At 61.0% G+C, this 25,289-nt stretch carries 27 protein-coding genes; 10 read left to right on the top strand and 17 right to left on the bottom strand.

Features of this window, described 5'->3' with window-relative positions:
• Window positions 1-2: 2 nt before the first annotated feature.
• The 10 genes from J5278_RS06660 (at window position 3) to J5278_RS06615 (ending at window position 11,781) form a co-directional block, all read left to right on the top strand.
• Window positions 3-338 (top strand): hypothetical protein, encoded by a 336-nt coding sequence (locus tag J5278_RS06660; protein ID WP_209184443.1) that lies wholly within the window; start codon window positions 3-5, stop codon window positions 336-338.
• Window positions 339-340: 2 nt separating this feature from the next.
• The gene (locus J5278_RS06655; RefSeq protein WP_209184444.1) at window positions 341-1,228 is read left to right on the top strand and encodes an ABC transporter permease; all 888 of its coding nucleotides are present in this window, start codon (window positions 341-343) and stop codon (window positions 1,226-1,228) included.
• Window positions 1,225-2,352 carry an ABC transporter permease gene (locus J5278_RS06650; RefSeq protein WP_209184445.1) on the top strand — a complete coding sequence of 376 codons (1,128 nt, stop codon included), beginning with the start codon at window positions 1,225-1,227 and terminating at the stop codon, window positions 2,350-2,352. Before J5278_RS06655 ends, J5278_RS06650 begins: the two co-directional genes overlap by 4 nt.
• Before the next feature lie 59 nt (window positions 2,353-2,411).
• Window positions 2,412-3,380: an ABC transporter substrate-binding protein gene (locus J5278_RS06645; RefSeq protein WP_209184446.1), complete on the top strand. Its 969-nt coding sequence runs from the start codon at window positions 2,412-2,414 to the stop codon at window positions 3,378-3,380.
• A 341-nt stretch (window positions 3,381-3,721) separates the two neighbouring features.
• Window positions 3,722-4,138, top strand: coding sequence for a hypothetical protein (locus tag J5278_RS06640; RefSeq protein WP_142823485.1), 417 nt, complete (start codon window positions 3,722-3,724; stop codon window positions 4,136-4,138).
• A gap of 41 nt (window positions 4,139-4,179) precedes the next feature.
• Complete coding sequence (locus J5278_RS06635) at window positions 4,180-5,643, top strand: CHAD domain-containing protein (RefSeq protein ID WP_209184447.1); 1,464 nt, start codon at window positions 4,180-4,182, stop codon at window positions 5,641-5,643.
• Window positions 5,644-5,691: 48 nt separating this feature from the next.
• Window positions 5,692-6,165 (top strand): NUDIX hydrolase, encoded by a 474-nt coding sequence (locus J5278_RS06630; RefSeq protein ID WP_209184448.1) that lies wholly within the window; start codon window positions 5,692-5,694, stop codon window positions 6,163-6,165.
• 285 nt (window positions 6,166-6,450) lie between these two features.
• Window positions 6,451-7,641, top strand: a complete 1,191-nt coding sequence (locus J5278_RS06625) for an efflux RND transporter periplasmic adaptor subunit (RefSeq protein WP_209184597.1) — start codon at window positions 6,451-6,453, stop codon at window positions 7,639-7,641.
• Between the two features lie 11 nt (window positions 7,642-7,652).
• Window positions 7,653-10,967 carry an efflux RND transporter permease subunit gene (locus tag J5278_RS06620; protein ID WP_209184449.1) on the top strand — a complete coding sequence of 1,105 codons (3,315 nt, stop codon included), beginning with the start codon at window positions 7,653-7,655 and terminating at the stop codon, window positions 10,965-10,967.
• A gap of 130 nt (window positions 10,968-11,097) precedes the next feature.
• Window positions 11,098-11,781: a Crp/Fnr family transcriptional regulator gene (locus J5278_RS06615; RefSeq protein WP_219258327.1), complete on the top strand. Its 684-nt coding sequence runs from the start codon at window positions 11,098-11,100 to the stop codon at window positions 11,779-11,781.
• Between the two features lie 3 nt (window positions 11,782-11,784).
• Here the strand turns inward: J5278_RS06615 and ureG are convergent, their stop codons facing one another.
• The 17 genes from ureG to urtB all read right to left on the bottom strand — a co-directional run bounded on the left by ureG (window position 11,785) and on the right by urtB (window position 25,259).
• Window positions 11,785-12,396, bottom strand: a complete 612-nt coding sequence (ureG, locus tag J5278_RS06610) for an urease accessory protein UreG (protein ID WP_209184451.1) — start codon at window positions 12,394-12,396, stop codon at window positions 11,785-11,787.
• Between the two features lie 109 nt (window positions 12,397-12,505).
• Window positions 12,506-13,174 (bottom strand): urease accessory protein UreF, encoded by a 669-nt coding sequence (locus J5278_RS06605; protein WP_209184452.1) that lies wholly within the window; start codon window positions 13,172-13,174, stop codon window positions 12,506-12,508.
• 5 nt (window positions 13,175-13,179) lie between these two features.
• Window positions 13,180-13,644, bottom strand: a complete 465-nt coding sequence (gene ureE, locus J5278_RS06600; protein WP_209184453.1) for an urease accessory protein UreE — start codon at window positions 13,642-13,644, stop codon at window positions 13,180-13,182.
• Window positions 13,645-13,691: 47 nt separating this feature from the next.
• Window positions 13,692-14,474, bottom strand: a complete 783-nt coding sequence (locus J5278_RS06595; RefSeq protein WP_209184454.1) for a GGDEF domain-containing protein — start codon at window positions 14,472-14,474, stop codon at window positions 13,692-13,694.
• Window positions 14,475-14,910: 436 nt separating this feature from the next.
• Complete coding sequence (locus tag J5278_RS06590) at window positions 14,911-15,450, bottom strand: peroxiredoxin (RefSeq protein WP_142823622.1); 540 nt, start codon at window positions 15,448-15,450, stop codon at window positions 14,911-14,913.
• Between the two features lie 189 nt (window positions 15,451-15,639).
• The gene (locus J5278_RS06585) at window positions 15,640-15,924 is read right to left on the bottom strand and encodes a hypothetical protein (RefSeq protein WP_209184455.1); all 285 of its coding nucleotides are present in this window, start codon (window positions 15,922-15,924) and stop codon (window positions 15,640-15,642) included.
• Between the two features lie 35 nt (window positions 15,925-15,959).
• Window positions 15,960-16,214, bottom strand: a complete 255-nt coding sequence (locus J5278_RS06580) for a hypothetical protein (RefSeq protein ID WP_209184456.1) — start codon at window positions 16,212-16,214, stop codon at window positions 15,960-15,962.
• A gap of 508 nt (window positions 16,215-16,722) precedes the next feature.
• Window positions 16,723-18,435, bottom strand: a complete 1,713-nt coding sequence (gene ureC, locus J5278_RS06575) for an urease subunit alpha (RefSeq protein WP_111222539.1) — start codon at window positions 18,433-18,435, stop codon at window positions 16,723-16,725.
• A gap of 133 nt (window positions 18,436-18,568) precedes the next feature.
• A complete protein-coding gene (locus J5278_RS06570) occupies window positions 18,569-18,985 on the bottom strand; it encodes a lysozyme inhibitor LprI family protein (protein WP_209184457.1) in 417 nt (138 codons plus the stop codon).
• 24 nt (window positions 18,986-19,009) lie between these two features.
• Window positions 19,010-19,315, bottom strand: a complete 306-nt coding sequence (locus J5278_RS06565; RefSeq protein WP_209184458.1) for an urease subunit beta — start codon at window positions 19,313-19,315, stop codon at window positions 19,010-19,012.
• Between the two features lie 13 nt (window positions 19,316-19,328).
• On the bottom strand, window positions 19,329-19,583 hold the full coding sequence (locus J5278_RS06560) for a DUF1272 domain-containing protein (RefSeq protein ID WP_209184459.1): 255 nt from the start codon (window positions 19,581-19,583) through the stop codon (window positions 19,329-19,331).
• A 6-nt stretch (window positions 19,584-19,589) separates the two neighbouring features.
• Window positions 19,590-19,892, bottom strand: coding sequence for an urease subunit gamma (locus J5278_RS06555; protein WP_142823498.1), 303 nt, complete (start codon window positions 19,890-19,892; stop codon window positions 19,590-19,592).
• Window positions 19,893-19,911: 19 nt separating this feature from the next.
• Window positions 19,912-20,733: an urease accessory protein UreD gene (locus tag J5278_RS06550; protein ID WP_209184460.1), complete on the bottom strand. Its 822-nt coding sequence runs from the start codon at window positions 20,731-20,733 to the stop codon at window positions 19,912-19,914.
• Window positions 20,734-20,836: 103 nt separating this feature from the next.
• The gene (urtE, locus tag J5278_RS06545) at window positions 20,837-21,532 is read right to left on the bottom strand and encodes an urea ABC transporter ATP-binding subunit UrtE (protein WP_142823500.1); all 696 of its coding nucleotides are present in this window, start codon (window positions 21,530-21,532) and stop codon (window positions 20,837-20,839) included.
• A gap of 193 nt (window positions 21,533-21,725) precedes the next feature.
• Entirely contained in the window at window positions 21,726-22,481 is a 756-nt protein-coding gene (urtD, locus tag J5278_RS06540) for an urea ABC transporter ATP-binding protein UrtD (RefSeq protein WP_111222533.1), read from the bottom strand.
• Between the two features lie 4 nt (window positions 22,482-22,485).
• Window positions 22,486-23,646 (bottom strand): urea ABC transporter permease subunit UrtC, encoded by a 1,161-nt coding sequence (gene urtC, locus J5278_RS06535; protein ID WP_209184461.1) that lies wholly within the window; start codon window positions 23,644-23,646, stop codon window positions 22,486-22,488.
• The gene (gene urtB, locus J5278_RS06530) at window positions 23,643-25,259 is read right to left on the bottom strand and encodes an urea ABC transporter permease subunit UrtB (protein WP_209187533.1); all 1,617 of its coding nucleotides are present in this window, start codon (window positions 25,257-25,259) and stop codon (window positions 23,643-23,645) included. The genes urtC and urtB overlap by 4 nt, the downstream gene beginning before the upstream one ends.
• Window positions 25,260-25,289 lie beyond the last annotated feature (30 nt).

The raw sequence follows: 25,289 nt of genomic DNA, 5'->3' as shown, positions 1-25,289 counted from the left end.
CCATGAACGGCACCTTCCTCCTCTGGCTCGGCGGCGCCATGCTGATCTTCCTCGGCGGCGCCACCGCATCGCGGGCCTATATCGCCACCAGCAATGTCCTGATCCTCGTGCTGTCCCTCGGGCTCTACTGTGTCGGAAACCTGATGATGGTGCGGCTGATGCGCGAGGGCGGCCTTGGCCTTGCCATCTCCGCCTCGGCCATCGTGCAATTGGTCGCCATCAACATCATCGCCTTTGCCGTCTTCGGCGAACGCCTCAGCTTGGCGCAGATGGCAGGCGTCGGGCTCGGCGTCGTCTCGATGGCGCTGATGCTGCTTCCTTTGCAGGGAAAGGCGTGAGCATGGAGAACGAACAGTTTTTCCGGCACAAGTTCATTCCCGTGACGACCGTTCTCCTCGCCATCCTGGCGATCTGGTATGTCGCCACCGTTATCATGAACGCCCCTTTCCAGATCGACCTCGACAGCCGCGCCGGCGTGTCCACAGGCCCACTGGAGTTCATCGGCAGGACGATGGCGCAGCCGAAGCCGACGCTTCCGGCGCCGCACCAGGTGGCAATCGCGGTTTTCGACAACACCTTCCTGCGCGCCATCGATAGCAACCGCAGCCTCGTCTACAACGCCTGGATCACGCTGACATCCACAGCCGTCGGCTTCGTTTTCGGCACGCTTCTCGGCATCCTCATCGCCATCGGCATCGTCCATGTGGTCACGCTCGACCGCAGCCTGATGCCTTGGATCATCGCCTCCCAGACCGTGCCGGTGCTCGCCATCGCGCCGATGGTCATCGTCGTGCTCGCCGCGGTCGACATCACCGGGCTGATCCCCAAGGCACTGATTTCGACCTACTTGTCGTTTTTCCCGGTGACGGTCGGCATGGTCAAGGGTCTTCGCTCACCCGAAGCCATGCACCTAGACCTCATGCGCACCTACAAGGCCACAGCCACCCAGACATTCTGGAAGCTGCGTCTGCCCGCGTCCGTGCCTTACCTGTTCACCTCGATGAAGGTCGGTATTGCGGCGAGCCTGGTCGGCGCCATCGTCGCTGAATTGCCGACCGGCGCTGTCGCCGGCATCGGCGCAAAACTCCTCGCCGGCTCCTATTACAGCCAGACGATCGACATCTGGGCGGCCCTCGTCGCGGGCTCGGTGCTGGCGGCCCTCCTCGTCGGCATTGTCAGCATTGCCGCCCGCATCGTCGACCGTGCGATGGGGAGGCGCCCATCATGAAGAACCTCCAGTATTCCTGGCAAAGCCTCGTGGCGATCCTACTTTGCATCGGCGCCGCCCTCACCTTTCCGCTGATCGAGCCGGGCAGCGGCGACCCCATCCTGCCCGGTATCAGCGCCCTGATCTTCTTCATGATCATCATCTCATGCTTTCTGTCGCAGTTGACACTGCCGCCGGCGATCAGTGCTGCCATCCTGTTTCTGGCAGCCCATGAAGTCGCCTGGCTGCTGTTGACCGCAATCACCGGCAATGAGGGCGCCGCCAGACTGTCATTCTTCCTTTTGCTGGCATCGGCGTGGCTGCTTGCCTGGCGCTGCGTCAGCATTCTTTCGGATATCCGCCCGCACTCGCGCTTTTCCGGTACGGTCCTGAGGCTGCTTATTCCGGCGATCTTCGGTGCCTGGATCCTGATCATCTGGGAGGCCGCTACGCGTGGCGCCGGCATCCCGTTCATCATCCTGCCGCCGCCGAGTGCCATTGCCGTCCGAATTGCCAGCTCCTTGCCGATCCTTGCCGCCGACGTTCGCCAGACGATCTTCAAGGCGGTGATCGCCGGCTACGTCATCGGCTGCATCAGCGGATTTCTGGTGGCGATCCTCGCCGACCGCTTCGCTTTCCTGAGGCGCGGCCTGATGCCGATTGCCAACCTCGCCTCCGCCCTGCCAATCATCGGCGTCGCCCCGATCATGGTCATGTGGTTCGGCTTCGACTGGCAATCGAAGGCGGCCGTGGTTACCATCATGACCTTTTTTCCGATGCTGGTGAACACCGTGGCAGGCCTTGCGGCATCGGGAGCGATAGAGCGTGACCTGATGCGCACCTACGCCTCGAGTTACACCCAGACCCTGTTCAAGCTCCGGCTTCCAGCCGCAGCACCGTTCATCTTCAACGCATTGAAGATCAACTCGACGCTGGCTCTGATCGGTGCGATCGTCGCGGAATTCTTCGGCACCCCCATCGTCGGCATGGGCTTTCGCATCTCGACCGAAATCGGCCGGATGAACGTCGACATGGTGTGGGCGGAAATCACGGTGGCGGCGATTGCCGGCTCCGTTTTCTATGGCGTCGTGGCCTTGGTGGAAAGGGCAACGACTTTCTGGCATCCGTCGAGCCGTGGTGGCTAGACGGCCTGCTATCCTGGCCAGGGATCGCAGGCATAACTTCAGAGGGAAAAGGGAAGAAAATGAAAAAAATAGTCATGACATTGATGGCCGGCACCATGGCCGTTGCCGCAGCCCAGTCAGCACTTGCTGCCGACAAGGTGACGCTGCAGCTGAAATGGGTCGCGCAGGCCCAGTTCGGCGGCTACTACGTCGCCAAGGACAAGGGCTTCTACAAGGCGGAAGGCCTCGACGTCGACATCAAGCCGGGCGGTCCTGATGTCGCTCCTGAGCAGATCATCGCCGGCGGCGGCGCTGACGTGATCGTTGACTGGATGGGCGGCGCCCTGGTTGCCCGCGAAAAGGGCGTGCCGCTGATCAACATCGCCCAGCCATTCGAGAAGTCCGGCCTTGAAATGGTCTGCCGCAAGGACGGCCCGGTCAAGACCGAAGCCGACTTCAAGGGCCACACGCTCGGCGTCTGGTTCTACGGCAACGAATATCCATTCTTCGCCTGGATGAACAAGCTGAAGATCCCGACATCGGGCGGCACGGACGGTGTCACCGTCCTGAAGCAGAGCTTCGACGTCCAGCCGCTGATCCAGAAGCAGGCCGACTGCATCTCGGTGATGACCTACAACGAATATGGCCAGGTCCTCGATGCCGGCTTCAAACCTGAGGACCTCACCGTCTTCAACTATACCAAGCTCGGCGTGAACCTGCTGGAAGACGGCCTCTACGCCAACGAAACGAAGCTCAAAGACCCGGCCTTCAAGGAAAAGATGGTCAAGTTCGTCCGTGCCTCCATGAAGGGCTGGAAATACGCCGTCGAGCATCCTGACGAAGCCGCCGAAATCGTCGTCGACAATGGCGGCCAGGACGAAGCCCACCAGAAGTTCATGGCCGGCGAAGTCGCCAAGCTGATCGGCTCCGGCAAGCTCGACAAGGCACTCTACGAGCGCACCGAGAAGGCCCTGCTGGACCAGAAGATCATCACCAAGGAGCCAAAGGACGCCTGGACGCACGCCATCACCGATGCCGCGCTGAAGTAGTCTCTGAAGCTCGAAAAATCCTGAAACGCGCGGGTCCTCATGCCTGCGCGTTTCTGCGTTTGAGGGGTGGTGAAATTGCGGCGTCAGATCCCGGATCCCGAGGCAAAATAGGCTCGGAAACGATCGGTTCATCAACCACTTTCGCCCGACCCGGCCGAAATGAAGGCGCACGGGCTGTAAACTGATTGTCACCCGCAGCAGCTATCGTCGCGATATCTGGGTCCTCGACCTGCAGATTTTCATCCTGCGGTGGAGCATCCGCTCGGTAGCGGACTGCGTGTTGCCAGCCGCGCCATTTCCAGCGACACTCGCTTTGATCGCAGCCGAACGAGGAGACCGATATGAACAACATCTCCAGCGAAAACGACCCGGATTTCCGCCCGGCGTCCGCCTGCACGCTCTCGGCGATCTTCGACAGCAGGAGCGAAGCTGCATCGGCAGTCGCCCGCCTGCAAGACGCCGGCATTCCGTCCGAAGCCGTCCATTTCCTGCCCAATATCGCCAGCGAAGGCGACGAGCCGGCAACTGCAGCGGAGCCGGTCGACTTCTGGCACAAGCTCGAAAACTGGTTCTTCGCCGACCACGAGCGAGCCGCCTATTCCGAAGGCCTGCGACGCGGCGGTTTTCTGGTATCGGTGATCGACGTCGACAAGGCGCAGTACGACATCGCCCGCAATATCCTCGACGACGAAGGCTCCATCGACATCGACGAGCGTGCGGACCAGTGGCGTCGGGAAGGCTGGAGCGGCAAGCCTTAACACTTGAGGGCTATGGCGTGTTGCAACCTGGAGAATGACATTTGACACGCGAAATCGAACTGAAGCTCGAATTGTCGCAGGAAGCCAAGGACAGGCTTCTGAACTCGCCACTGCTGGGCGAGCCATTGGCGGTCTTCGAGCAGCGCGCGCTCTACTTCGACACCGCTGACCAGACGTTGCGCAACGCAGGCTTTTCGCTTCGCATCCGGCAGGCAGGCGATGTCCGCACCCAGACGATCAAGGCAACGCACCAGAGCACTGCCGGCCTGTTTGCACGCCCTGAATGGGAATCGACCGTCGAGACGGACGTCCCTGTTCTCGATCACACCGCGCCCATTTCCACAGACCTATGGCCCGATCTCGATGCCGATGCACTGGTGGTCCAGTTCATAGTGCAGGTGCAGCGAAAGAAATGGCTGCACAGGGAGGACGGCTCCGAAATCGAGATCGTCGTCGACGAGGGCATTGTCATCGCCGGGGACCGCCGAAGCCCGGTGTGCGAGGTCGAACTGGAATTGAAGGACGGCAACACCCTCGATCTCTTTCGCGCCGCGCGCACCATCCAGGATATCGACGGCCTGCGCCTCGGGGTGCTTTCGAAATCCGAACGCGGTTACGCCCTGATCGCGCCTTTGCAGCATTTTTATAAGGCCGAGCCCGTGCAGCTCGACCGAACGGCCAACGCCGTGACGGCCTTCCAGACCATTGCCCAATCCTGCTTCCGGCAATTTCGCCTGAACGAGACGGTGCTGGCCGATCGACGAAACCCGGAAGTGCTGCATCAGGGCCGCGTCGCCCTGCGCCGGCTCCGTTCGGCCTTGTCGATCTTCAAGCCTATCCTGGTCGATCCCGAGGCAGGCAGAATTGCCGCCGAACTGAAATGGCTGGCCTCGGTCATGGGCGATGCGCGCAACTTCGACATTCTCGTATCGACCGCAGACAACGGCGAGCTTCGCGACCGCCTGAAGGTTCTGCGCACCGAAAAATACGATCACGCCATAGAGGCGATGGCATCTCCGCGCGCACGGCGGTTGGCCATGGATTTCATCGAGTGGCTATGGTGCGGCGCCTATCTGGAGATGGAGGAAACCCGGGAAGCGCGCCACGCGCCGGCCTCGGAGTTCGCCTCCCATGCTCTCGACCGCCTGCGCAAGACCATCAGGCGAAATGCGAGACTTCTGGCAGATGGAACCGACACGGAGCGCCACGAGGTTAGAAAGGATGCGAAGAAACTTCGCTACGCCGCCGAGTTTTTCGCCTCCTTGTTCAGCGACAAGCAAGGACGAAGGCGCCACAGGGAGTTCGTGAAAGCTCTTGAGAAACTCCAGGAACATCTGGGCGGCGTCAACGATCTCGCCACGGCGCCGGCAGTCCTTCGTGATCACGGCCTGGAAGACCACCCGGATGCCGGCAGGCTATCCCCGACAGGAAAGAAGACCAAGTTGCTCCATGCATCCGCGGATGCGCTGGACGATCTGCTCGATGTCAAAAGGTTCTGGCGATGACGTCATCATTGGTATGGGTCCCATTGAAGGCTCCAGGTATGCGCTGCCATGGATGAGCCGACGGTGAAGCTGCAGACGGGGGCGCCTGCCCTGAAGCAGACTGCACAGCCGCTGTTCGAGCAGGCGGGCGCAATCTGCTATCGCCGGATTTCGCGCGAGGTGCTGCTGATCACCAGTCGTCGGAGCGGGCGATGGGGCATCCCCAAAGGCAATGTCGAAGCTGGCGAAACCTCCGCACAGGCGGCGGAGCGCGAAGCTTTCGAGGAGGCCGGCATACGCGGCACGTGCGCGCCCGAGATACTCGGAGCATTTGCCTACCGCAAGGAGGGCACGAACGCGTCCTACCGTGTTTCAGTCCACCTTCTCGATGTCCGCCTTGCCGTTACGGAGTTTCCGGAGAAAGGTCAGCGCATCATGAGATGGGTACCCTTTCCGGAGGCCATTGAAGCCGTGCACCAGCCCGGATTGAGAATGCTGCTCGGTGTCCTTGGAAAGAGCAGTCTTTTCGCCGAAAATTCATAGAGCCGGAACAGCATCCCGACGCCTTGTGGAAGTCCAACGGAGTGTCGCCACCTCCAATCTGGAGGGCGCTCTCAGGAACTTTCAAACAAGGCGCTTTCAAAACTTATTTTTGCTAGTATTGAACTTCATGATCCGAAGTTTGGAACGGGTCGTAACCTTGTCAAAGGGGTCTACGGCGCGTTTTCACAGGTGAGAGCGCTATTGCAGATGGCGAGTAAACCGAGCATCGAGAACTGCCGCATTTCCAAACGCCCGACGATCGACCGCAACATTCGAAAGAACAGCATGTTCCGCACGCCGCTCAAAGCCCAGACCACCGCATTCCTGCTCTTGAGCTTGCTGCCCGCCTTTGCCGCAAGCGCGGAGGAAACTGCTGTTGCGGCTCCCAAGCAGAACCTTCCAGCCATCGTCGTGACGCAGGCCGTGAAGCGCAACATGGTCGAGAAAATCGTCGCCACCGGAACGGTCAAGGCAGTCGAGGAAGTCTACATCCAGCCGCTCGTCGATGGCCTGCCGATCAAGACGTTGCATGCCGACGTTGGCGACAAGGTAACGGCCGGCAGCACGCTGGCGACGCTGAGCGACGATGCGCTGGTGCTCCAGAAAGCCGAGACGCAGGCAACGCGCGCCAAGGGTCAGGCGACGCTTGCCCAGTTGCACGCCCAGCTGATCGAGGCGCAAGCCAACGACGCCCAGACCGAATTGCAGCGCGCACGCTCCGTCGCCATGGGTGAAAAGGGGACCGTCTCGGTTTCGACCGTCGAGCAGGCAACGGCGTCGGCAGCAGCCAACAAGGCAAGGGTGACGTCGGCCGAACAAGCCATCGCCGTCCAGGAAGCCGATCTCAAGGTGGTCGACAGCCAGATCGCCGACATCGACCTGAAGCTTGCCCGCACCGGCGTCAAGACGCCCGTCAGCGGCACGGTCGCTTCGCGCAACGCCCGCGTTGGCGCCATTGCCAATGGCTCAGGCGATCCGCTGTTTACCATCATCCGGGACAGCGCCCTCGAGCTGGTCACCGACGTCTCAGAGAGCGATATAACCAAGATTCAGGCAGGGCAGAAGGCCACCGTCTCGCTCTCCGGCAGTCGCGAAAAGCTGACCGGCTCGGTGCGTCTCGTCTCCCCGACCGTCGATGCCGTCACCCGGCTCGGCGCGGTCCACATTTACATCGACGATGGCAGCAAGGCACGCGCCGGCATGTACGGCAGCACAGAGATCGTCATAAACCAGACGGACGGCATCGCCTTGCCGCTGACTGCTGTCAACAACGAGCCACAGGGATCGTCCGCCCGCAGGGTCGAAAACGGGATCGTCAAGTTCGTCAGCGTTGAAACCGGTATCCAGGACGGCGCCTACATCCAGATCGTCAAGGGCCTGAATGCCGGCGACGAGGTGGTGGCCAAGGCGGGTGCCTACGTGCGCGACGGCGACCACATTACGCCGGTGCACGATATGCCCGCTGCAACCAACTGAACGGGGCTCAGATGAATTTCTCCGCCTGGTCCATCCGCAATCCCGTCGCACCGCTGCTGGCTTTTGTGCTGCTGCTGTTTGTCGGCGTGCAAGCTTTCAACAAGCTGCCGATCACGCGCTTTCCGAATATCGACGTTCCCGTCGTCAACATCACCGTAACCCAGAACGGCGCCTCACCGGCGGAACTGGAAATGCAGGTGACCAAGGAGATCGAGGACGCCGTCGCCAGCATCAACGGCATCGACGAAATCCAGTCGACGATCAATGACGGCGTTTCCCAGACGGTTGTCGTCTTCCGCCTTGAAGTGCCGACGCAGCAGGCCGTCCAGGACACCAAGGACGCCGTCGACCGTATCCGCGGCAGCCTGCCGGGCAACGTCGACGAGCCGATCGTCTCCAAGGTCGATGTCGAAGGCCAGGCGATCCAGACCTTTGCGGTCTCGTCTCCCAATATGACGCTCGAGGAACTCTCGTGGTTCGTCGACGACACCGTCAAGCGCTCGCTACAGGGCCAGAAGGGCATCGGACGCGTCGACCGGTACGGCGGTGCGAACCGCGAGGTGCGCATCGAGCTCGATCCCGACAAGCTGAACGCCCATGGCATCACCGCGCTCAGCGTCAACCAGCAACTGCGCGGCACCAATATCGATCTCGGCTCAGGCCGTGGCCAGGTGGCCGGCAGCGAGCAGGCAATCCGCGTGCTCGGCGATGCCCGCGACGTGGCCCAGCTTGCCGACACCACGATTGCGCTGTCAAACGGGCGCTTCGTGAAGCTGTCCGACCTTGGCGCGATCAAGGATACTTACGAGGAGCCGAAATCCTTCTCGCGCTTCAACAACAATCCGGTGGTTACCTTCGGCGTCTTCCGCGCCAAGGGCGCCAGCGAAGTCAGCGTCGCAAAGACCGTGTCCGAAAGCCTCGCGAAGGTCAGGACGGAAAACCCGAACGTCAGCATCGAACTGATCGACGATTCGGTCTACTTCACCTATGGCAACTACGAGGCGGCCATCGACACACTGATGGAAGGCGCGCTGCTCGCCGTCATCGTTGTGTTCCTGTTCCTGAAGAACTGGCGCGCCACGTTGATCTCGGCCATCGCCCTCCCCCTGTCGGCCATTCCCACCTTCTGGATCATGGACCTGATGGGCTTCTCGCTCAATCTGGTGAGCTTCCTCGCGCTGACGCTGGCGACCGGCATCCTCGTCGACGACGCCATCGTCGAGATCGAAAATATCGCCCGCCACATCAAGATGGGCAAGACGCCGTACCGCGCGGCAATCGAGGCTGCCGATGAAATCGGCCTGGCGGTCATCGCCACCACCTTCACCATCATCGCCGTATTCGTGCCCGTCTCCTTCATGCCCGGCATCCCCGGCCAGTATTTTATCCAGTTCGGCCTGACCGTCGCCTTCTCCGTGTTCTTCTCGCTGCTGGTCGCCCGGCTTATCACGCCGATGATGGCAGCCTATCTGATGCGTGCCGAAGACGGCATGGACGATCATCACGACAATGACGGACGCATAATGCGCGGCTACACGCGGATGATCCGGGTGACCACGCGCTGGCGCTATACGACGCTGCTGGCGGCCATCGCCTTCCTGATCGGGTCCGTCTATTTTCTCTTCCAAGTGCCGGGCAGCTTCCTGCCGCCTGACGATGCTTCGCGGATCGTGCTCTCCGTCGAACTGCCGCCAAATGCCCGCCTCGACGACACCGACAAAGCGACTGACGCCGTCTACAAGCGGGTCAAGGATATCGCCGGCGTCGAAAGCGTCTTCGTGCTCGGAGGAGCGTCTCCGAAGGGCGACCTGGAATTGCGCCGCGCGACCGTGACGCTCGGGCTTTTCAAGCGCGACCAGTCGCTGGTAACAAGGCTCGTCAACGACGTCCTCGGCTCTATCCCGATCATCGGCCCACATTTGCCGAAGGTCACGCCGAAGGGCCGCGTTAGGCCACAGTGGGATATCGAGAAGGAAGTCTTTGCCAAGCTGCGTGATATCCCCGATGTCCGGATCACCAAGCTGAACGACCGCGGCGAACGCGATCTGTCGTTCAACTTCCTGTCGCGCAGCTCAACCGATCTCAACGGGGCCATTGCGACGCTGGAATCGAAGCTGCGGGCCGATCCGCTTCTGGCAAATGTCAGCCCCGATGGTGCCTTGCCGCGTCCGGAACTGCAGATCCATCCGCGCAAGGACGAGGCTGCCCGGCTCGGCATCACGCCGCAGGCGATATCCGACACCTTGCGGGTGGCTACCATCGGCGACAGCGATTCGTTGCTTGCGAAGATCTCGCTCGACGACCGCCAGATCCCGATCCGCGTTCAGGCATCTCTCGACATGCGGCGCGATCTCGCCGCCATCCGCGCACTCAGGATCCAGACGGCAACCGGCGGCACGGTGCCGCTATCGACGGTGGCCGACATCGACTATTCTGAAGGCCTGAGTTCGATCAAGCGCAACAACCGTTACCGCGTCGTCTCCATCGGCGCCGACCTGCCGCAGGGAGTCGCGCTGAACAGTGCGTCCGACCGTTTCCGCCAGATCGTCGCCGGCGCGAACATTCCGGCAAGCGTCCACCTGGCCGAAAGCGGCGACGCCAAGGTACAGAACGAAATGCAGCAGGGCTTCATCAATGCCATGCTGCTGGGGCTGCTATTGGTTCTGTCGGTGCTGATCCTGCTGTTCAAGGATGTCATCCAGCCCTTCACCATCCTGTTCTCGCTGCCGCTTGCCATCGGCGGCGTCGCAGCAGCGCTGATCGTCACCCACAACCCGCTGTCCATGCCGGTGCTGATCGGCATCCTCATGCTGATGGGCATCGTGACCAAGAACGCCATCCTGCTCGTCGATTTCGCCATCGAGATGATGCACAAGGGCATGCCGCGCGTCGAAGCCATGGTCGAAGCCGGACGCAAGCGCGCGCGGCCGATCATCATGACTTCGATTGCCATGTCGGCCGGTATGCTGCCCTCGGCATTGGGCGTCGGCGAAGGCGGCTCGTTCCGCGCGCCGATGGCAATTGCCGTCATCGGCGGCATCATCGTCTCAACCGTGCTGAGCCTGATTGTCGTGCCGTCCTTCTTCCTCATCATGGACGACTTGTCGCGTCTGCTCGGCTGGCTCTTCGGACGTCTGGTCGGGCGCAGGGATGCCGACGACGTCGTTGTTACCCAGGAAAGTCTCGCAGCAGCCATGGCGGCGAACCGGGCGGAACTCACCGATCTGGAGCGGCGCTTCGAGCGGCTGGAGCAAAAGGATCCTTCCCACCGGGCGGGCGACGATAAACGGTATATCCTCAACTTGCCGCCTCACGCCGCTGAATAATGTGCGATAGTAACAGGCGGGTACGAAAGCGCTGCGATGGCTGGCCGACAGGGGCATCCTTGATCCAGGTCAAGTTGGTGAAAGCCTCGGGTGGCTATAATGAACATTATATTCTTGGAGGGCTTCGTGCATGAGCAGTCTGCTGCCGATGGGCGAGCGTGAGAAGTCGCTTCTCCGAACAATGCCGTTTATAAGTTCGCTGATCGGAGAAGCCTCGGACCAGCTGGTCGAGAGCGCCTCAGCCGTGCACTGCGAAGCGCGCGATATTATCTTCCGCCAAAATGAGCCGTCGGAATTCTTCTACTGCGTGCTGAGCGGCTATGTTCGCCTCTACCGCCTGAACAAGGACGGCAGGGAGGCGGATATCCGCCTTTGCGGCCCAGGAGACACCTTTGCGGAGTGCGTACTCTATGCAGAGGGCGGATACCGCTACAATGCCCAGGCGACGGACACGACGCTCCTCTGCCGGTTCGAGACGCACTCCGTGCGGCGTCTTGCGGAGCGCTATTGCGCGATCGACAAGGCGATGGTGAGCGTCATATCGAGCCACTTTCTAGACAGCATCGATTGCATCGCCAATGACAGGCTGCAGACGGCCCCGCAGAGGGTCGCCAACTATTTGCTGAATGCCTGCGCCGGCAGCGGCGAAGCCGCCCAGCTCCGCCTTTCCTTCCCCAAAAGCCTGCTGGCAGGAAAACTGGGCCTCGCGCCGGAAGCCCTGTCGCGGGCGTTCTCGACCCTCAGAAGCTCCGGCGTTACAGTCCACGGCCGCCTGATCGAGATCAAGGATCCGGAAGCGCTTCGAAACGTCTGAGCTTCAAAGCCCGCCGTGGAGCTTGAGGAAATCGACGATTGTGCCGACACCGTCGCCGCGCTTCATGTCTGAGAAAACGAAGGGCAGATCGGCCCGCATGCGAGTTGCGTCGCGGTCCATGACCTCGAGATCGGCACCGACATGCGGCGCAAGGTCTTTCTTGTTGATGACCAGCATGTCCGATTTCGTAATGCCGGGCCCACCCTTGCGCGGGATTTCCTCGCCCTGGCAGACCGAGATCACATAGATGGTGATGTCGGCAAGATCCGGAGAGAACGTTGCGGCAAGGTTGTCGCCACCAGATTCGATGAAGACGATATCGAGATCCGGAATCCGCGCATTCAGTCCGGCTATCGCCTGCAGGTTGATGGTTGCATCCTCGCGGATGGCGGTGTGCGGACAACCGCCGGTCTCCACGCCGACGATACGATCGGACGGCAACGCCTGCATCCGTACCAGTGCCTCGGCATCTTCAGTCGTGTAGATGTCGTTGGTGACGACGGCGACGGAATACTCGTCGCGCAATGCCTTGCACAGCTTCTCCGTCAGCGCCGTCTTGCCGGAGCCAACAGGACCGCCGATACCGACGCGCAGGGGACCGTTTCTGGATTTCATGGTTCGAACTCCGATAAAACATCAGGATAGTGAAACGCGACGGTGGCGGATAGAGGCAAATGACGTATCCGCAGCCCGCCCCGCCGGGATGGGAGTGGTAAAACGGCGATCACGAGCGGAACAACCTCACCCGTTGCGTTTCGTGTCTGAGCGCAACGATGTCCGCCTGAACAGCGGCCGAACCCAGATCGTCCAAGGTGGAAAACGCTGCTTTGGCGGCGGTAGTCGCAACCATGGCTTCAAGCCCCGCAAGCACCTCGACGCCGTCCCGCTGGCCACAGACACTGAGCCGGATGGACGCCGAGACGCCCTGCGATACGAAAGCGTGCAAATAGGCCGCGATCGCGTCACGTGCCCCGATCCCATGGGCTGCGGCAACCGCGCCGACGGCAACGGGGTAGGCAAGCCTCTCGGGAACCAGCATCGGCATCTGTGGCCATGCGCTCGCAGCCGCCAAGAAAGCTTCCCCCAGTAGCATTGTCTCCTGATGCCGCTCCCGCGAACCGGCCAAAGCTTCTGCGAGTTCGGCGCAGGCAGTAAGCCGCTCGGGATCAGATGCCGAAGTATGCGCCTCCGCCATCAACACCGCATCGTTCCAAACAGCACCATGGGTAAGGACCGAGGATAACCATGCATCGAGATCCTGGACATTGGTCACCAGTCCGTCGTGCACCGCTCTTTCGAGACCTCCGGAATAGGCAAACGAGCCGATCGGGAAAGCCGGCGAAAGCCAGGCCATCAGCCGCAGCAGGGCAGTTGTTTGACTGACGTCACCCATGACGGTCAGTCGTGTGCCGGATGGCCGTGGTCGTGACCATGCGAATGGTAGGCGCCGCGCGCCGGCTGGAAAGGCTCGGTGACATCGGCAACATCGGCACCCAGGCCTTCGAGCATCGATCGAATGACGTGATCGCGCAGGATGAGGATACGATCTTCCTCGATTTGTGCCGGCAGATGCCGGTTGCCGAGGTGCCAGGCGAGCTCGATCAGATGCAACCGGTTGCGCGGCTTGATCTCGAACAGCTTCTCCGGCGCAGCAACGATCTCGATGAGTTCGCCGTCCTCGCGCACCAGAAGATCGCCGTGTGCCAGCAGAACCGCTTCCTTGAGGTCGAGCATGACCATGTCGCCGCTCTCCAGATGCAGAAGCTTGCGGCGAAGATGGCGCAAATCATGCGGCAGGACGACCTTTTCGATCGGATGGGAAGATGGGGTGCCAGCCGGAAGATAGGAGGTGATGCGTTGCATGGAAGGTTCCGTTTCTGTGAAGCGTGACCATGCAAAATAGTCATCGTCTATGCAACAGGAATGCGAACGCGACGTTTGGTTTCCCAGGCGCCAAACCCGGGCCGAGGCATTGCGGTCATATATGTCATGTCGGGATCGAGCAAACTGGAACAGTGCACGACGGTGTGGGGTCTCTCGTTTTCATGCACGACCCGGTTTCGGCCCAGGGCCTTCGCGAGATAAAGCGCGTTGTCGGCAGCCGCATAGACAGCCTCCGGACTGCGCCCCGGGGTGAAGTCGGCAATACCCGCCGAGATGGTGACGGAGATCGCGCCACAATCGATCAAAATACTGGTGTTGCAGACTATGACCTTCGCAGCTTCGATCCGCGCAATACGATCTTCGGCACTGCCTCCGGATAGCAGAACACCGAACTCCTCGCCCCCGAGACGACCGACCACGGCCTGCTCGCTGAAAATTTTCGACAACACCCCGGAGATCGCAACGATAACGGCATCACCGGCGGCGTGACCATAGCGGTCGTTGACCGACTTGAAGCGGTCGACATCGAAGATGACCAGCGATGCATCTTTATCCGCGCCCGCCATGGATTCGGCGAAGGCGCGACGGTTGAACAATCCGGAAAGCGTGTCGGTGCGGCTCAAGCGTTCGAACTCGGCGCGCGACACCGAAATTTCATGGATCGAATAGCCCGTCAGGACCGCGAGAATGGCGGACACGGTCCCCCCGATCAGCCAGGAGAGCATGATGCCAAGCCGGATGCAGTCCGCCAGCGGCAGCCGCAAAATGCCGAGCCACGACATCACCGGCAAGGCCGTCACGACCACCATGAGCGAGAGGAGAACCGATAGAAAACTCGCCTTTAAGGCGAAGATATAGATCGTCCGGCGTTGATGAAAGTTACCGAGCTCGACCTGTAGCGGTATCCATCTAGACATGCAAACCGCCCTCCCAACTCCCGCGACACCCGCATTTGGGATAGCCGCCGTTCTCATTCCAGAGTGTTAAGGAAATCGATAGAATGCGGCCTATCGATAAGTTGTGAACGACCAGCTAACAAACCATAAGCATTTGATTATAATGTTCTAATTTAGACAGAAACGCAATAATTGCCGAAGGTTACGTGCCGCCAAATCCATGCCGGAATTCTGTCTCGCTACGGCACGCAATCGCCTCAAAACCACGCAAAGTATTTACCGCTACAATATCCCTGGTAAACGAATTGAGCCCCGAAGTCGGGGCTCAATCAAGACAGGATATTTTTTGTTAGGCAGCAACCTGAAGCGACTTGAGGTTCTCCAGGATGTTCTGCGGCGAAGAAATGCCATAGGGATCGTTCTCGGCGTTATCCGAGTAGCCCTCTTCTTCAAACCACTGCTCGACGACACCGTCATTGATAACGGCAGCATAGCGCCAGGAGCGCATGCCAAAGCCGACATTGTCCTTGCAGACGAGCATGCCCATCTTGCGCGTAAACTCGCCGGAACCGTCTGGAATAAGCTTGATGTTGACGAGGTTCTGCGACTTGCCCCAGGCATTCATGACAAATGCGTCGTTGACCGAGATGCAATAGATATCGTCGATTCCCGCTGCCTTGAACTCACCGTACAACTTTTCGAAATCAGGAAGCTGGAAGGTCGAGCAGGTCGGCGTGAACGCACCCGGCAGGGAAAACACGATGACGCGCTTGCCGGCGAAATAGTCGGCCGATGTCACGTCCTGCCAGCGGAAGGGGTTGGAGCCGCCAACAGATTCATCGCGAACGCGGGTGCGGAAGGTGACGGAGGGTACTTTTTTCCCGATCATCATAATCATCTCTCCTTCGAAGGATGGGTCAGCAGCAAGTCTTGGGAGAAAATCTGCTGACCCGATTGAATACCCCTCCGTAGCGAAGAAAATGCGGCAGTGCAGCATAAAAATTGGAGTCCACAGGCCCGCATGACAGTCATGCGGGAAGCGCATGGCCTGCTTGTCAATGGATAGGCTGTGACGGCGTCAGGATGCCTGGAGAGACTGCCATTCCCTTAGATCGTCCGTCTGGATCCAGATCGTGTCCTCGTCGCCGGCGCGGCCATGCTCCAGCTTGAAGGCTGCAACCTCGAGAAACAGGGACTGATATTCAAGCAACCGCGAAAGGGATGCATCCGCAGGCTCGGCGACATCTTCGAGCGCCTCGCGGGTGACAATTACCAGCCAATTCTGGCTTTCGTCGCAGACCGAGATATGGCCGTTCTCATCCGACAGAAAGGGTGGGAAACCGTCTCTCAACGACAGCGTCATGACTTCGCCTCTCTCTTGGCCGGCAGTTCCGGGTATTATTTTTGGCGATTGGATTTGCCGCCTGCGCCGTGCAGCTTGATATCGCCGTTGTCGGGAAAGAACTGCGGACCGACGATACGCACCACCCTACTGGGTCGGGCTTCGTTGCCGGACAGGCTTGTGTCGGCCTGAGCTGTCGTCGGCCGTTCCAGCGCAACACTACCGCCAGCGGAAGCCCCGTACACGCCGACGGTCGTTACAGCCGCCAGGAGACCCAGGATGACAACGGTCGTTTTCGAAAATGTATTCATGGTGAACTCGCCAGGGTTGGTGTGTTTGCTGGCGAAATGGTTGAGCGCTCCATAAGTTCCCGCGACGGGCGACTTAAGCGACAGACAGCGAGGCGCATGCGGAAATACTTAACGAAGCAGCCGTAATTCGCGTCGTTATTGCACTGTCCACCCAGCCCCGCCCGGGTTTGCAATCGTCAACCCACGCATTTTGCATGGCTGCAGTGAAATATGAAGGTATTGTGACAATGCCCCGCGCGGCGTACACGCGGCCTCCTCGGAATAAAAGTATACGCAAATCACATGCTCAATATCAAAACTCTTTTAAGCGCCAAGATAGTCAGGCGCGCGATCTGTCGTGCAAACGTCGTTGGCAGACGCCGTCGACGTGCCGAACTGCTGGCGAAGAACGCCGTGCATCCATCGATGTTCGGAGACAGCCTCGGCTGATAGCCGGTATACGCTTTCGTTGAAAGACAAGGCCCGCCAGCATCCATTTGCGATGCTGGCGGGCCGATATGTTTGTAGCCTAGAACAAGAAGTAGCGCTGCGCCATCGGCAGCACCGTCGCCGGCTCGCAGGTGAGAAGCTCGCCGTCCGCCCGCACCTCGTAGGTTTCCGGATCGACCTCGATATGAGGCAATAGGTCGTTGTGGATCATCGATGCCTTGGAGATGCCGCCGCGGGTGTTCTTGACGGCAACAAGCTTCTTGGCGACGCCCAGCCTGTCCTGAAGTCCGGCATCCAGCGACGCCTGCGACACGAAGGTCACCGAGGAATTCGTCAGGCTTTTGCCGAAGGCGCCGAACATCGGTCGGTAGTGCACCGGCTGCGGGGTCGGGATCGAGGCATTCGGATCGCCCATGGGTGCCGCTGCAATCGTGCCGCCGATGATGACCATGTCCGGCTTGACGCCGAAAAACGCCGGGCTCCACATCACAAGGTCGGCGCGCTTGCCGACTTCGATCGAGCCAATCTCGTGGCTCAACCCCTGCGCAATCGCCGGATTGATGGTGTATTTGGCAATATAGCGCTTGACCCGGAAATTGTCGTTTTCACCGATTTCCTGCGCCAGCCTGCCGCGCTGGCGCTTCATCTTGTCGGCTGTCTGCCAAGTGCGGATGGCCACCTCGCCGACGCGGCCCATGGCCTGGCTGTCCGAGGAGATGATCGAAAAGGCGCCGATGTCGTGCAGGATGTCTTCCGCCGCAATGGTTTCCTTGCGGATGCGGCTCTCAGCAAAGGCAATGTCTTCCGGGATAGATGACGACAGGTGATGGCAGACCATCAGCATGTCGAGATGCTCGGCAATCGTGTTGACGGTGTAAGGCCGGGTCGGGTTCGTCGACGACGGAATGACGTTCGGCTGGCCGCAGATCTTGATGATGTCAGGCGCATGCCCGCCGCCCGCACCCTCGGTATGGAAGGCGTGGATCGTCCGGCCCTTGATCGATCCGATGGTATCCTCGACAAAGCCGCTTTCGTTCAGCGTGTCCGTGTGGATCATCACCTGCACGTCGTATTCGTCTGCAACCGTCAGGCAGCAGTCGATGGCTGCCGGCGTCGTACCCCAGTCTTCGTGCAGCTTCAGCGCACAGGCGCCGCCCAGTACCATTTCCTCGAGCGCGCCAGGCAGCGAGGCATTGCCCTTGCCGGCAAAGGCGAGGTTCATTGGAAATGCGTCGGCAGCCTCGATCATCCGCGCGATGTGCCAGGGACCGGGCGTGCAGGTCGTGGCAAGCGTACCGTGCGCCGGGCCGGTGCCGCCGCCAAGCATACAGGTGATGCCGGACATCAGCGCTTCCTCGATCTGCTGCGGCGCGATGAAGTGGATGTGGCTGTCCATGCCGCCGGCGGTGATGATCTTGCCTTCGGCGGCAATCGCCTCCGTGCCCGGTCCGACGATGATGTTGACACCAGGCTGCATATCGGGATTACCAGCCTTGCCGATGGCCACGATGCGTCCATCCTTGAGGCCGATATCGGCCTTGACGATGCCCCAGGTGTCGATGATCAGTGCATTGGTGATGACCGTATCGACGGCACCGTCGGCGCGCGTCACCTGGCTCTGCCCCATGCCGTCGCGGATGACCTTGCCACCGCCGAACTTCACCTCTTCGCCATAGGTGGTGAAATCCTTTTCGACCTCGATAAACAGTTCGGTGTCGGCAAGCCGCACTTTGTCGCCGGTGGTCGGCCCGAACATGTTGGCATAGGCGGCGCGGGAGATCTTGTAGGCCATCGTCTTTTTACCTCTGGAGCTCGGATAGTTGCGTGTCTCTGGCTTATGCCCTGTCTAGGTCGTCGCTGTCGGTCGATGTGTTACCGTGCCATCCGGGGACACCAGCGGGCCCGGCGGCATCGTTCGACGAAGCTCAATTTCCCAAGCCTTCCGCCATTTCCTTCAGTTCCTTCGTCCGCAGCCGGGTCATCGTCGCCTTGCAACTTGATACGAGCATTGGCTCCATCGATCCGCCGCGCGCCTGGAAGCCCTCCGCGTCGCAGTGACCGTCCCGGTAGGCGATCCAGCCGCGCTGTCCGGCAAGCAGTGCCTTTTCAGCACCCTTCATGTCTGCCTCGAGATCGGCATCGACTGCCTGCAGGGATGCCCGGGTCTTCTTGTATTGCGTGTTGAGCTCCGCATCCGCGGTATCGAAATCCTGTTCCGCGCAGATGTTCATATCCATTTGCGTTTCGGCCTTGCTGCAGTCCGGCGTTTCATCGGCCATTGCCACACCATGGGCCATCGCCATCATCATGCCTGCCGCAGCCATCATCAGGTTAAAACGCATCTGAAGTCCTCGGTTGCGGTGGTATCAGAGCTTGCCCATGACCAGCTGGCGAAAACCGTAGACCTCGCGCTTGCCGGACAAGGGAATGAGCGTCACCGAGCGTGTCTGGCCCGGCTCGAACCGCACGGCCGTCCCGGCTGGAATATCGAGCCGCATGCCCCTCGCCTGCTCGCGGTCGAAGGCGAGCCCGCCGTTTGTCTCGGCGAAATGATAGTGGCTGCCGACCTGCACGGGCCTGTCGCCGGTATTGGAGACATCGATCGAGATCGTCGGGGCGCCGGAGTTCAGTTCGATATCGCCGCTGGCGGCAATGATTTCACCGGGGATCATCGGATGTTCCTCCTCATGCGGCTTCAGCGGGCATGCAGCCCCCGGCCTTCAAGATACGTTTCGTCGAGGCCGGATTGGCCGCAAGCTTGGCGGCCGGCCGCACTGGGCGACGGACCAGTTCGCCACCGCAGTTCGGGCATATGCCGGAGAGCGTGCCGGTGGCGCAATCGGCGCAATAGGTGCATTCGAAGCTGCACATCATCGCCGCGAGGCTATCCGCCGGCAGGTCGCGGTCGCAGCATTCGCAATTGGGCCTGAGCTCGAGCATGACAGTCTACCGGATAGGTTCGTGGACGGTGACGAGCTTCGTGCCGTCAGGGAAGGTCGCCTCGACCTGCACATCGTGGATCATCTCGGCGATGCCTTCCATCACCTGGTCGCGGCTGATGACATTTGCACCGGCCGACATCAGGTCGGCAACGGACCGGCCGTCGCGCGCGCCCTCGACGACGAAGTCGCTGATCAGCGCGATGGCCTCGGGATAGTTGAGCTTGACGCCGCGCTCCAGCCGCCGGCGCGCCACCATCGCCGCCATGGAAATCAACAGCTTGTCTTTTTCTCTCGGAGTGAGGTTCATCGTCTGCCTATCGCTTGAACTAGAGATTCCAGACTTTCGGCACTGGCGCGCCATTGCGCAAGGCCGAAATGATCGGGATGAGGATTTTTCTCAACGCAAAGCCATCTGCCGCCGCAAGCCGGATCACCAGCTTGCCGTTCCAGTGGCTGACGCCGCCGTTGCGCCCCTCCAGCATCGGCCGAACGGTCGAGAGATAGCGCTCCGCCGAAGGGCCTGCGTACAGAACCGTGACGAAGGCAACCTGCCCGCCCAGCACCGCCCGCTCGGCAGTCAGTGCCGCGACATCGCCGTCGAACCGCAAGTCCTCGGCATGGATCAGCTTGCCGTCGCGACGAATGCGCCAGCGGTCGCGGAAAAGTCCGGTCAGCATCGCCTCGCCCATCGCCTTGCGGCCCAGCAATACGGCTTCGACAGCGAGGAATTCCGCCGTCCCGTCGAGGTCGACATCGAGCGTGCGCGACAGCGCAGCGCGGTCGAAGAGGATCGTTTCCTGCGGCAACCAGTCGACCCGCGCTCGGGCGCCGACCTCGATCCTCGTCCTGATTTCGGCAATACCGGCGGATGCCTTGTAGATCTTCTCGCAGGCCTGGGTCGTCACGTCGATCCGCGTCTGCGCCGCCGCCGTGACGCTCCAGTCCATGCGGTCGCCACCGGTCAGCCCGCCCGCCGTGTTGATGATGACGGCTTCCATCGAGCTGTCGAAGGTGTCTGGCAGCCGTATCTTGGCAGCGCCTTCCTGGAAGAATTCGGCAAGCCGGGTACGTCCGTCGAGCCACTTCGCCGCCAGGTGGCCGCGTCCCTCGGCCCTTTGCGGCCTGGTGCTCGCTGCCATCATCGTCATTATGCGATCCTTGCGGTAAACTTACACAATAGCCGCCATTCAACCTCGCAAGCGTCTGAATGCAAGCTCTTTTTCGTTTCGCCGTATTTCTGAGAAGCTTCCATCAGACCGTCAGGTGGCGTCGGGCTTCCGGCTTATCCAGCGTTTCGGCCAACCCTTCATGAACGATCTCGCCGCGGTCCATGATGTAGACATAGTCGGCAAGCTCCCGGCAGAAATCGAGATACTGCTCGACCAGCAGGATCGCCATCCCGGTCGAATCCCGCAGATACTGGATGGCACGGCCGATGTCCTTGATGATCGAGGGCTGGATACCTTCCGTCGGCTCGTCAAGCACGAGGATCTTCGGCCGCGTCACCAGCGCCCGGCCGATGGCTAACTGCTGCTGCTGTCCGCCCGAGAGATCGCCGCCGCGCCGCGACAACATGGATTTCAGCACTGGAAACAATTGAAAAATGTCGTCCGGCACGGTCCGGTCGCGGCGCGCCAGCGGCGCAAAGCCGGTCTCCAGATTTTCCTTCACCGTCAGCAGCGGGAATATCTCGCGCCCCTGCGGCACATAGCCGATACCCTGCTTGGCCCGCGCATAGGGCGCCAGGCCGTCGAGCTTATGATCGTTGAAGCTGATGCTGCCGGCACTCAGCGCATGCTGGCCGGTGACAGCCCGCAGCAGCGAACTCTTGCCGACGCCGTTGCGCCCCAGCACGCAGGTGATCTTCCCCATCTCCGCCTTGATCGAAATGCCCCGGAGTGCCTGGGCGGCGCCGTAATGGAGATTTGCGTTTTCGACGGTCAGCATGGTGCGGGTTCCTCATTCATCGGGGCGGGCGCCCCCCTCTGTCCCTCCGGGACATCTCCCCCACAAGGGGGGAGATCAGCCGAGACCTTTTGGCCAGAAAGGGAAAAGAAGGATCTCCTCCCTTGTGGGGGAGATGTCAGCGAAGCTGACAGAGGGGGGTAAGCCCACCCCAGACTGTGGATCATGCCGTTCATCACCGCCCCAGATAATTCTCGATCACCTTCGGATCGCTGCTGACGAAATCGATCGAGCCTTCGGCCAGCACGGAGCCTTCCGCGAGGCACGTCACCTTGACCCCGAGGTCGCGGATGAAGCCCATGTCGTGCTCGACGACAACCACCGAACGGGTCTTAGCGATCTCCTTCAGCAGGATCGCCGTTTCCGCCGTCTCCGCGTCCGTCATGCCGGCAACGGGTTCGTCGACCAGCAGCAGCTTCGGCTCCTGCGCCAGCAGCATGCCGATCTCAAGCCACTGCTTCTGGCCATGGCTGAGGTTGGCCGCCAGCTCGTCGCGCCGATGGTGCAGCCGGACGGTATCGAGGATCTCGTCGATGCGGGCGCGGTCGGTCGGGGTCATCCTGTAGAACAGCGTCGCGAACACGCCGCGACTGCGGTTCAGTGCCAGTTCCAGATTGTCCCAGACCGTATGGCTCTCGAATACCGTCGGCTTCTGGAATTTCCGTCCGATACCGAGCAATGCGATGTCGGCCTCGTCCTTCTTGGTGAGATCGACGGCGCCGTTGAAGAACACCTCGCCTGAGTCAGGCTTGGTCTTGCCGGTGATGATGTCCATCATCGTCGTCTTGCCGGCGCCGTTCGGGCCGATGATCGCCCTGAGTTCGCCGGGCTCGATGACCATCGACAGCGAATTCAGCGCCTTGAACCCGTCGAAGGAGACAGACACGTTGTTGAGGTAGAGCATGCTTGTCGGTTTGCCGTCAGTGATCATGCTCTTACTCCGCCGCCTGAATGGGTTCGTCGCTCTCGCCTTTTTCAGCCGCCGCGGACGCCCGCCGCGACCTGCCGCCGCCGGTACCGTAATGGGCAATCGTGCCGACCACGCCACGTGGCAGGAACAGCGTCACGGCGACGAATAGCCCGCCGAGCGCAAACAACCACACCTCGGGGAATAGTCCGGTAAAGATAGTCTTGCCGCCGTTGACGAGGATCGCCCCGATGATCGGGCCGATCAGCGTGCCTCGTCCGCCGACAGCCGTCCAGATGACCACTTCGATAGAGTTGGCCGGTGCGAATTCGCCGGGGTTGATGATGCCGACCTGCGGCACGTAGAGTGCACCGGCAATGCCGGCCATCATCGCCGAGACAACGAAGGTGAACAGCTTGATGTTCTCGACTCGGTAGCCGAGGAAGCGGGTCCGGCTTTCGGCATCGCGCACACCGACCAGCACCTTGCCGAACTTGGAGCGCACGATACCCGACGCGATCAGCAGGGCCAGCGCCAGAAACAGCGCGGTCAGCGCGAACAGCGCCGCACGGGTGCCGTCGGCCTGAATGTTGTAGCCGAGGATTTCCTTGAAGTCGGTGAGGCCGTTATTGCCGCCGAAACCCATGTCGTTGCGGAAGAAGGCCAGCAGCAGCGCGTAGGTCATCGCCTGCGTGATGATCGAGAGATAGACGCCGTTGACGCGCGAGCGGAAGGCAAACCAGCCGAATACGTAGGCGAGCAGCCCCGGCACCAGCAGCACCATCAGGGCTGCAAACCAGAAATGGTCGAACCCGTACCAGAACCACGGCAGCGCCTTGTAGTTCAGGAACACCATGAAATCGGGTAGGATCGCGTTGCCATAGGAGCCGCGGGCACCGATCTGGCGCATCAGGTACATGCCCATGGCATAGCCGCCGAGCGCAAAGAAGGCGCCGTGACCGAGAGACAGGATGCCGCAAAAACCCCAGACGAGATCGAGCGCCAGCGCCAGTAGCGCGTAGGTCAGGTATTTGCCGAACAGCGACATGATGTAGGTCGGCACATGCAATGCGCTCTGCGGGCTCGTCAGGAGGTTGGAGGCCGGGACGAGGATTGCCACTGCAATCAGCAGCAGGATTGCAATGATGATCTTGCGGTCGAGAGACCGGAGCAGGAAGGCCGTTATCATGCTTCCACCGCCCTTCCTTTGAGTGCGAAGAGCCCACGCGGTCGCTTCTGGATGAACAGGATGATGAGGACGAGCACCAGGATCTTGCCGAGCACGGCGCCGGCATAGGGCTCGAGGAACTTGTTGAGGATGCCGAGCGACATGGCGCCTACCAGTGTTCCCCAGAGACTGCCGACACCGCCGAAGACGACGACCATGAAGCTGTCGATAATGTAGGCCTGGCCGAGATTGGGCGAGACATTATCGATCTGACTGAGCGCGACGCCAGCCATGCCTGCAACGCCCGAGCCAAGCGCGAAGGTGAAGGCATCGACCCAGGCGGTGCGGATACCCATCGAGGACGCCATGCGCCGGTTCTGCGTTACCGCCCGCATCTGCAGCCCGAACGATGAGCGCTTCAGCAGCAGCAACAGGGCGACAAAGACGACCAGCGCAAAGGCGATAATCCAGAGCCGGTTCCAGGTGATATCGAGGCCGCCGAGGTCGAACGAGCCGGACATCCAGTTTGGATTGCGGACTTCCCGGTTGGTCGGACCGAAGATCGATCGCACCGTCTGCTGCAGGATGAGCGAGATCCCCCAGGTGGCGAGCAATGTTTCCAGCGGCCGCTTGTAGAGGAAGCGGATGACCGTGCGCTCGATCAAGAAGCCGACGGCGCCGGTGAACAGGAAGGCGGCGGGCACGGCAAAGGCCAGGGAATAGTCCGCAAGTCCCGGCGCATATCGGGTAATGGCCTCCTGCACGACATAGGTCGTGTAGGCACCGAGCATGACCATTTCACCATGCGCCATGTTGACGACGCCCATGACGCCGAAAGTGATGGAGAGGCCGATGGCAGCCAGCATCAGAACCGAGCTCAGCGACAGGCCGTACCAGATGTTCTGCGCGACATCCCAAAGCGCCAGGGTATCCTTGATCGCATCCATATCCTTTTGGATGGCAGGCTGCAGGTCGGCCGATGCCGTCTGCATCGCTGCCGTCAGGATGGTCAGCGCATCGCGGTCCCCACGGGCGGCGATCATGTCGATGGCAGCCTTCTTGTCGGCCGGGCTGGCGTCGGTCTTCAAAAGCACGACAGCGCGCGCCGCTTCCATGGTCTTCTTGACCTGCGGATCTTTTTCCTCGGCAAGCGCGGAATTGAGCAGATCGATATTGCTAGGGTCGGCGTCCTTCAACATGCCCTCGGCTGCCGCCAGGCGGGCGCCGCGATCCGGGCTCAGCAATGTCAGTTGGCCGATGGCGGCGCTGATTACGCCGCGCAGCGAATTGTTGACCTTGACCTTGACCATCGTGTCCGGATCGACGTCGGCCACAGCCTCGCCGGTGAGCGGATCGGCAAAGGTCGGCGCATCGTCGGTGCCACCCTGCAAAAGTACCGGGCCGCCATCCTGGTTGACGAACAGCAGGCCGTCGCCCAGTTCCTGCAGGATCTTGCCGACATGCGGGTCCTTGGAGGCAACCAGCGCCTTGATCGCCGCTTCGCGTTCCGGAAAATCGCCGACGCCGAGTGCATCGATCAGCGGGTGAATGGTGTCCTCGGCCTTCAGCACCGTCGCAAAAGCCGGCATGGCGAGGCAGAGGGTCACAAGGAAAATCTTGATGGCGCGATACATCGGCTCTTTTGCCTCGGTTATCGTGGGAGC

It is taken from the genome of Rhizobium sp. B21/90 (assembly GCF_019355815.1).
Taxonomy (GTDB): domain Bacteria; phylum Pseudomonadota; class Alphaproteobacteria; order Rhizobiales; family Rhizobiaceae; genus Rhizobium; species Rhizobium rhododendri.
Note: the sequence above shows the minus strand (reverse complement) of the source record. Positions and strands in the feature narration are given on the sequence as shown.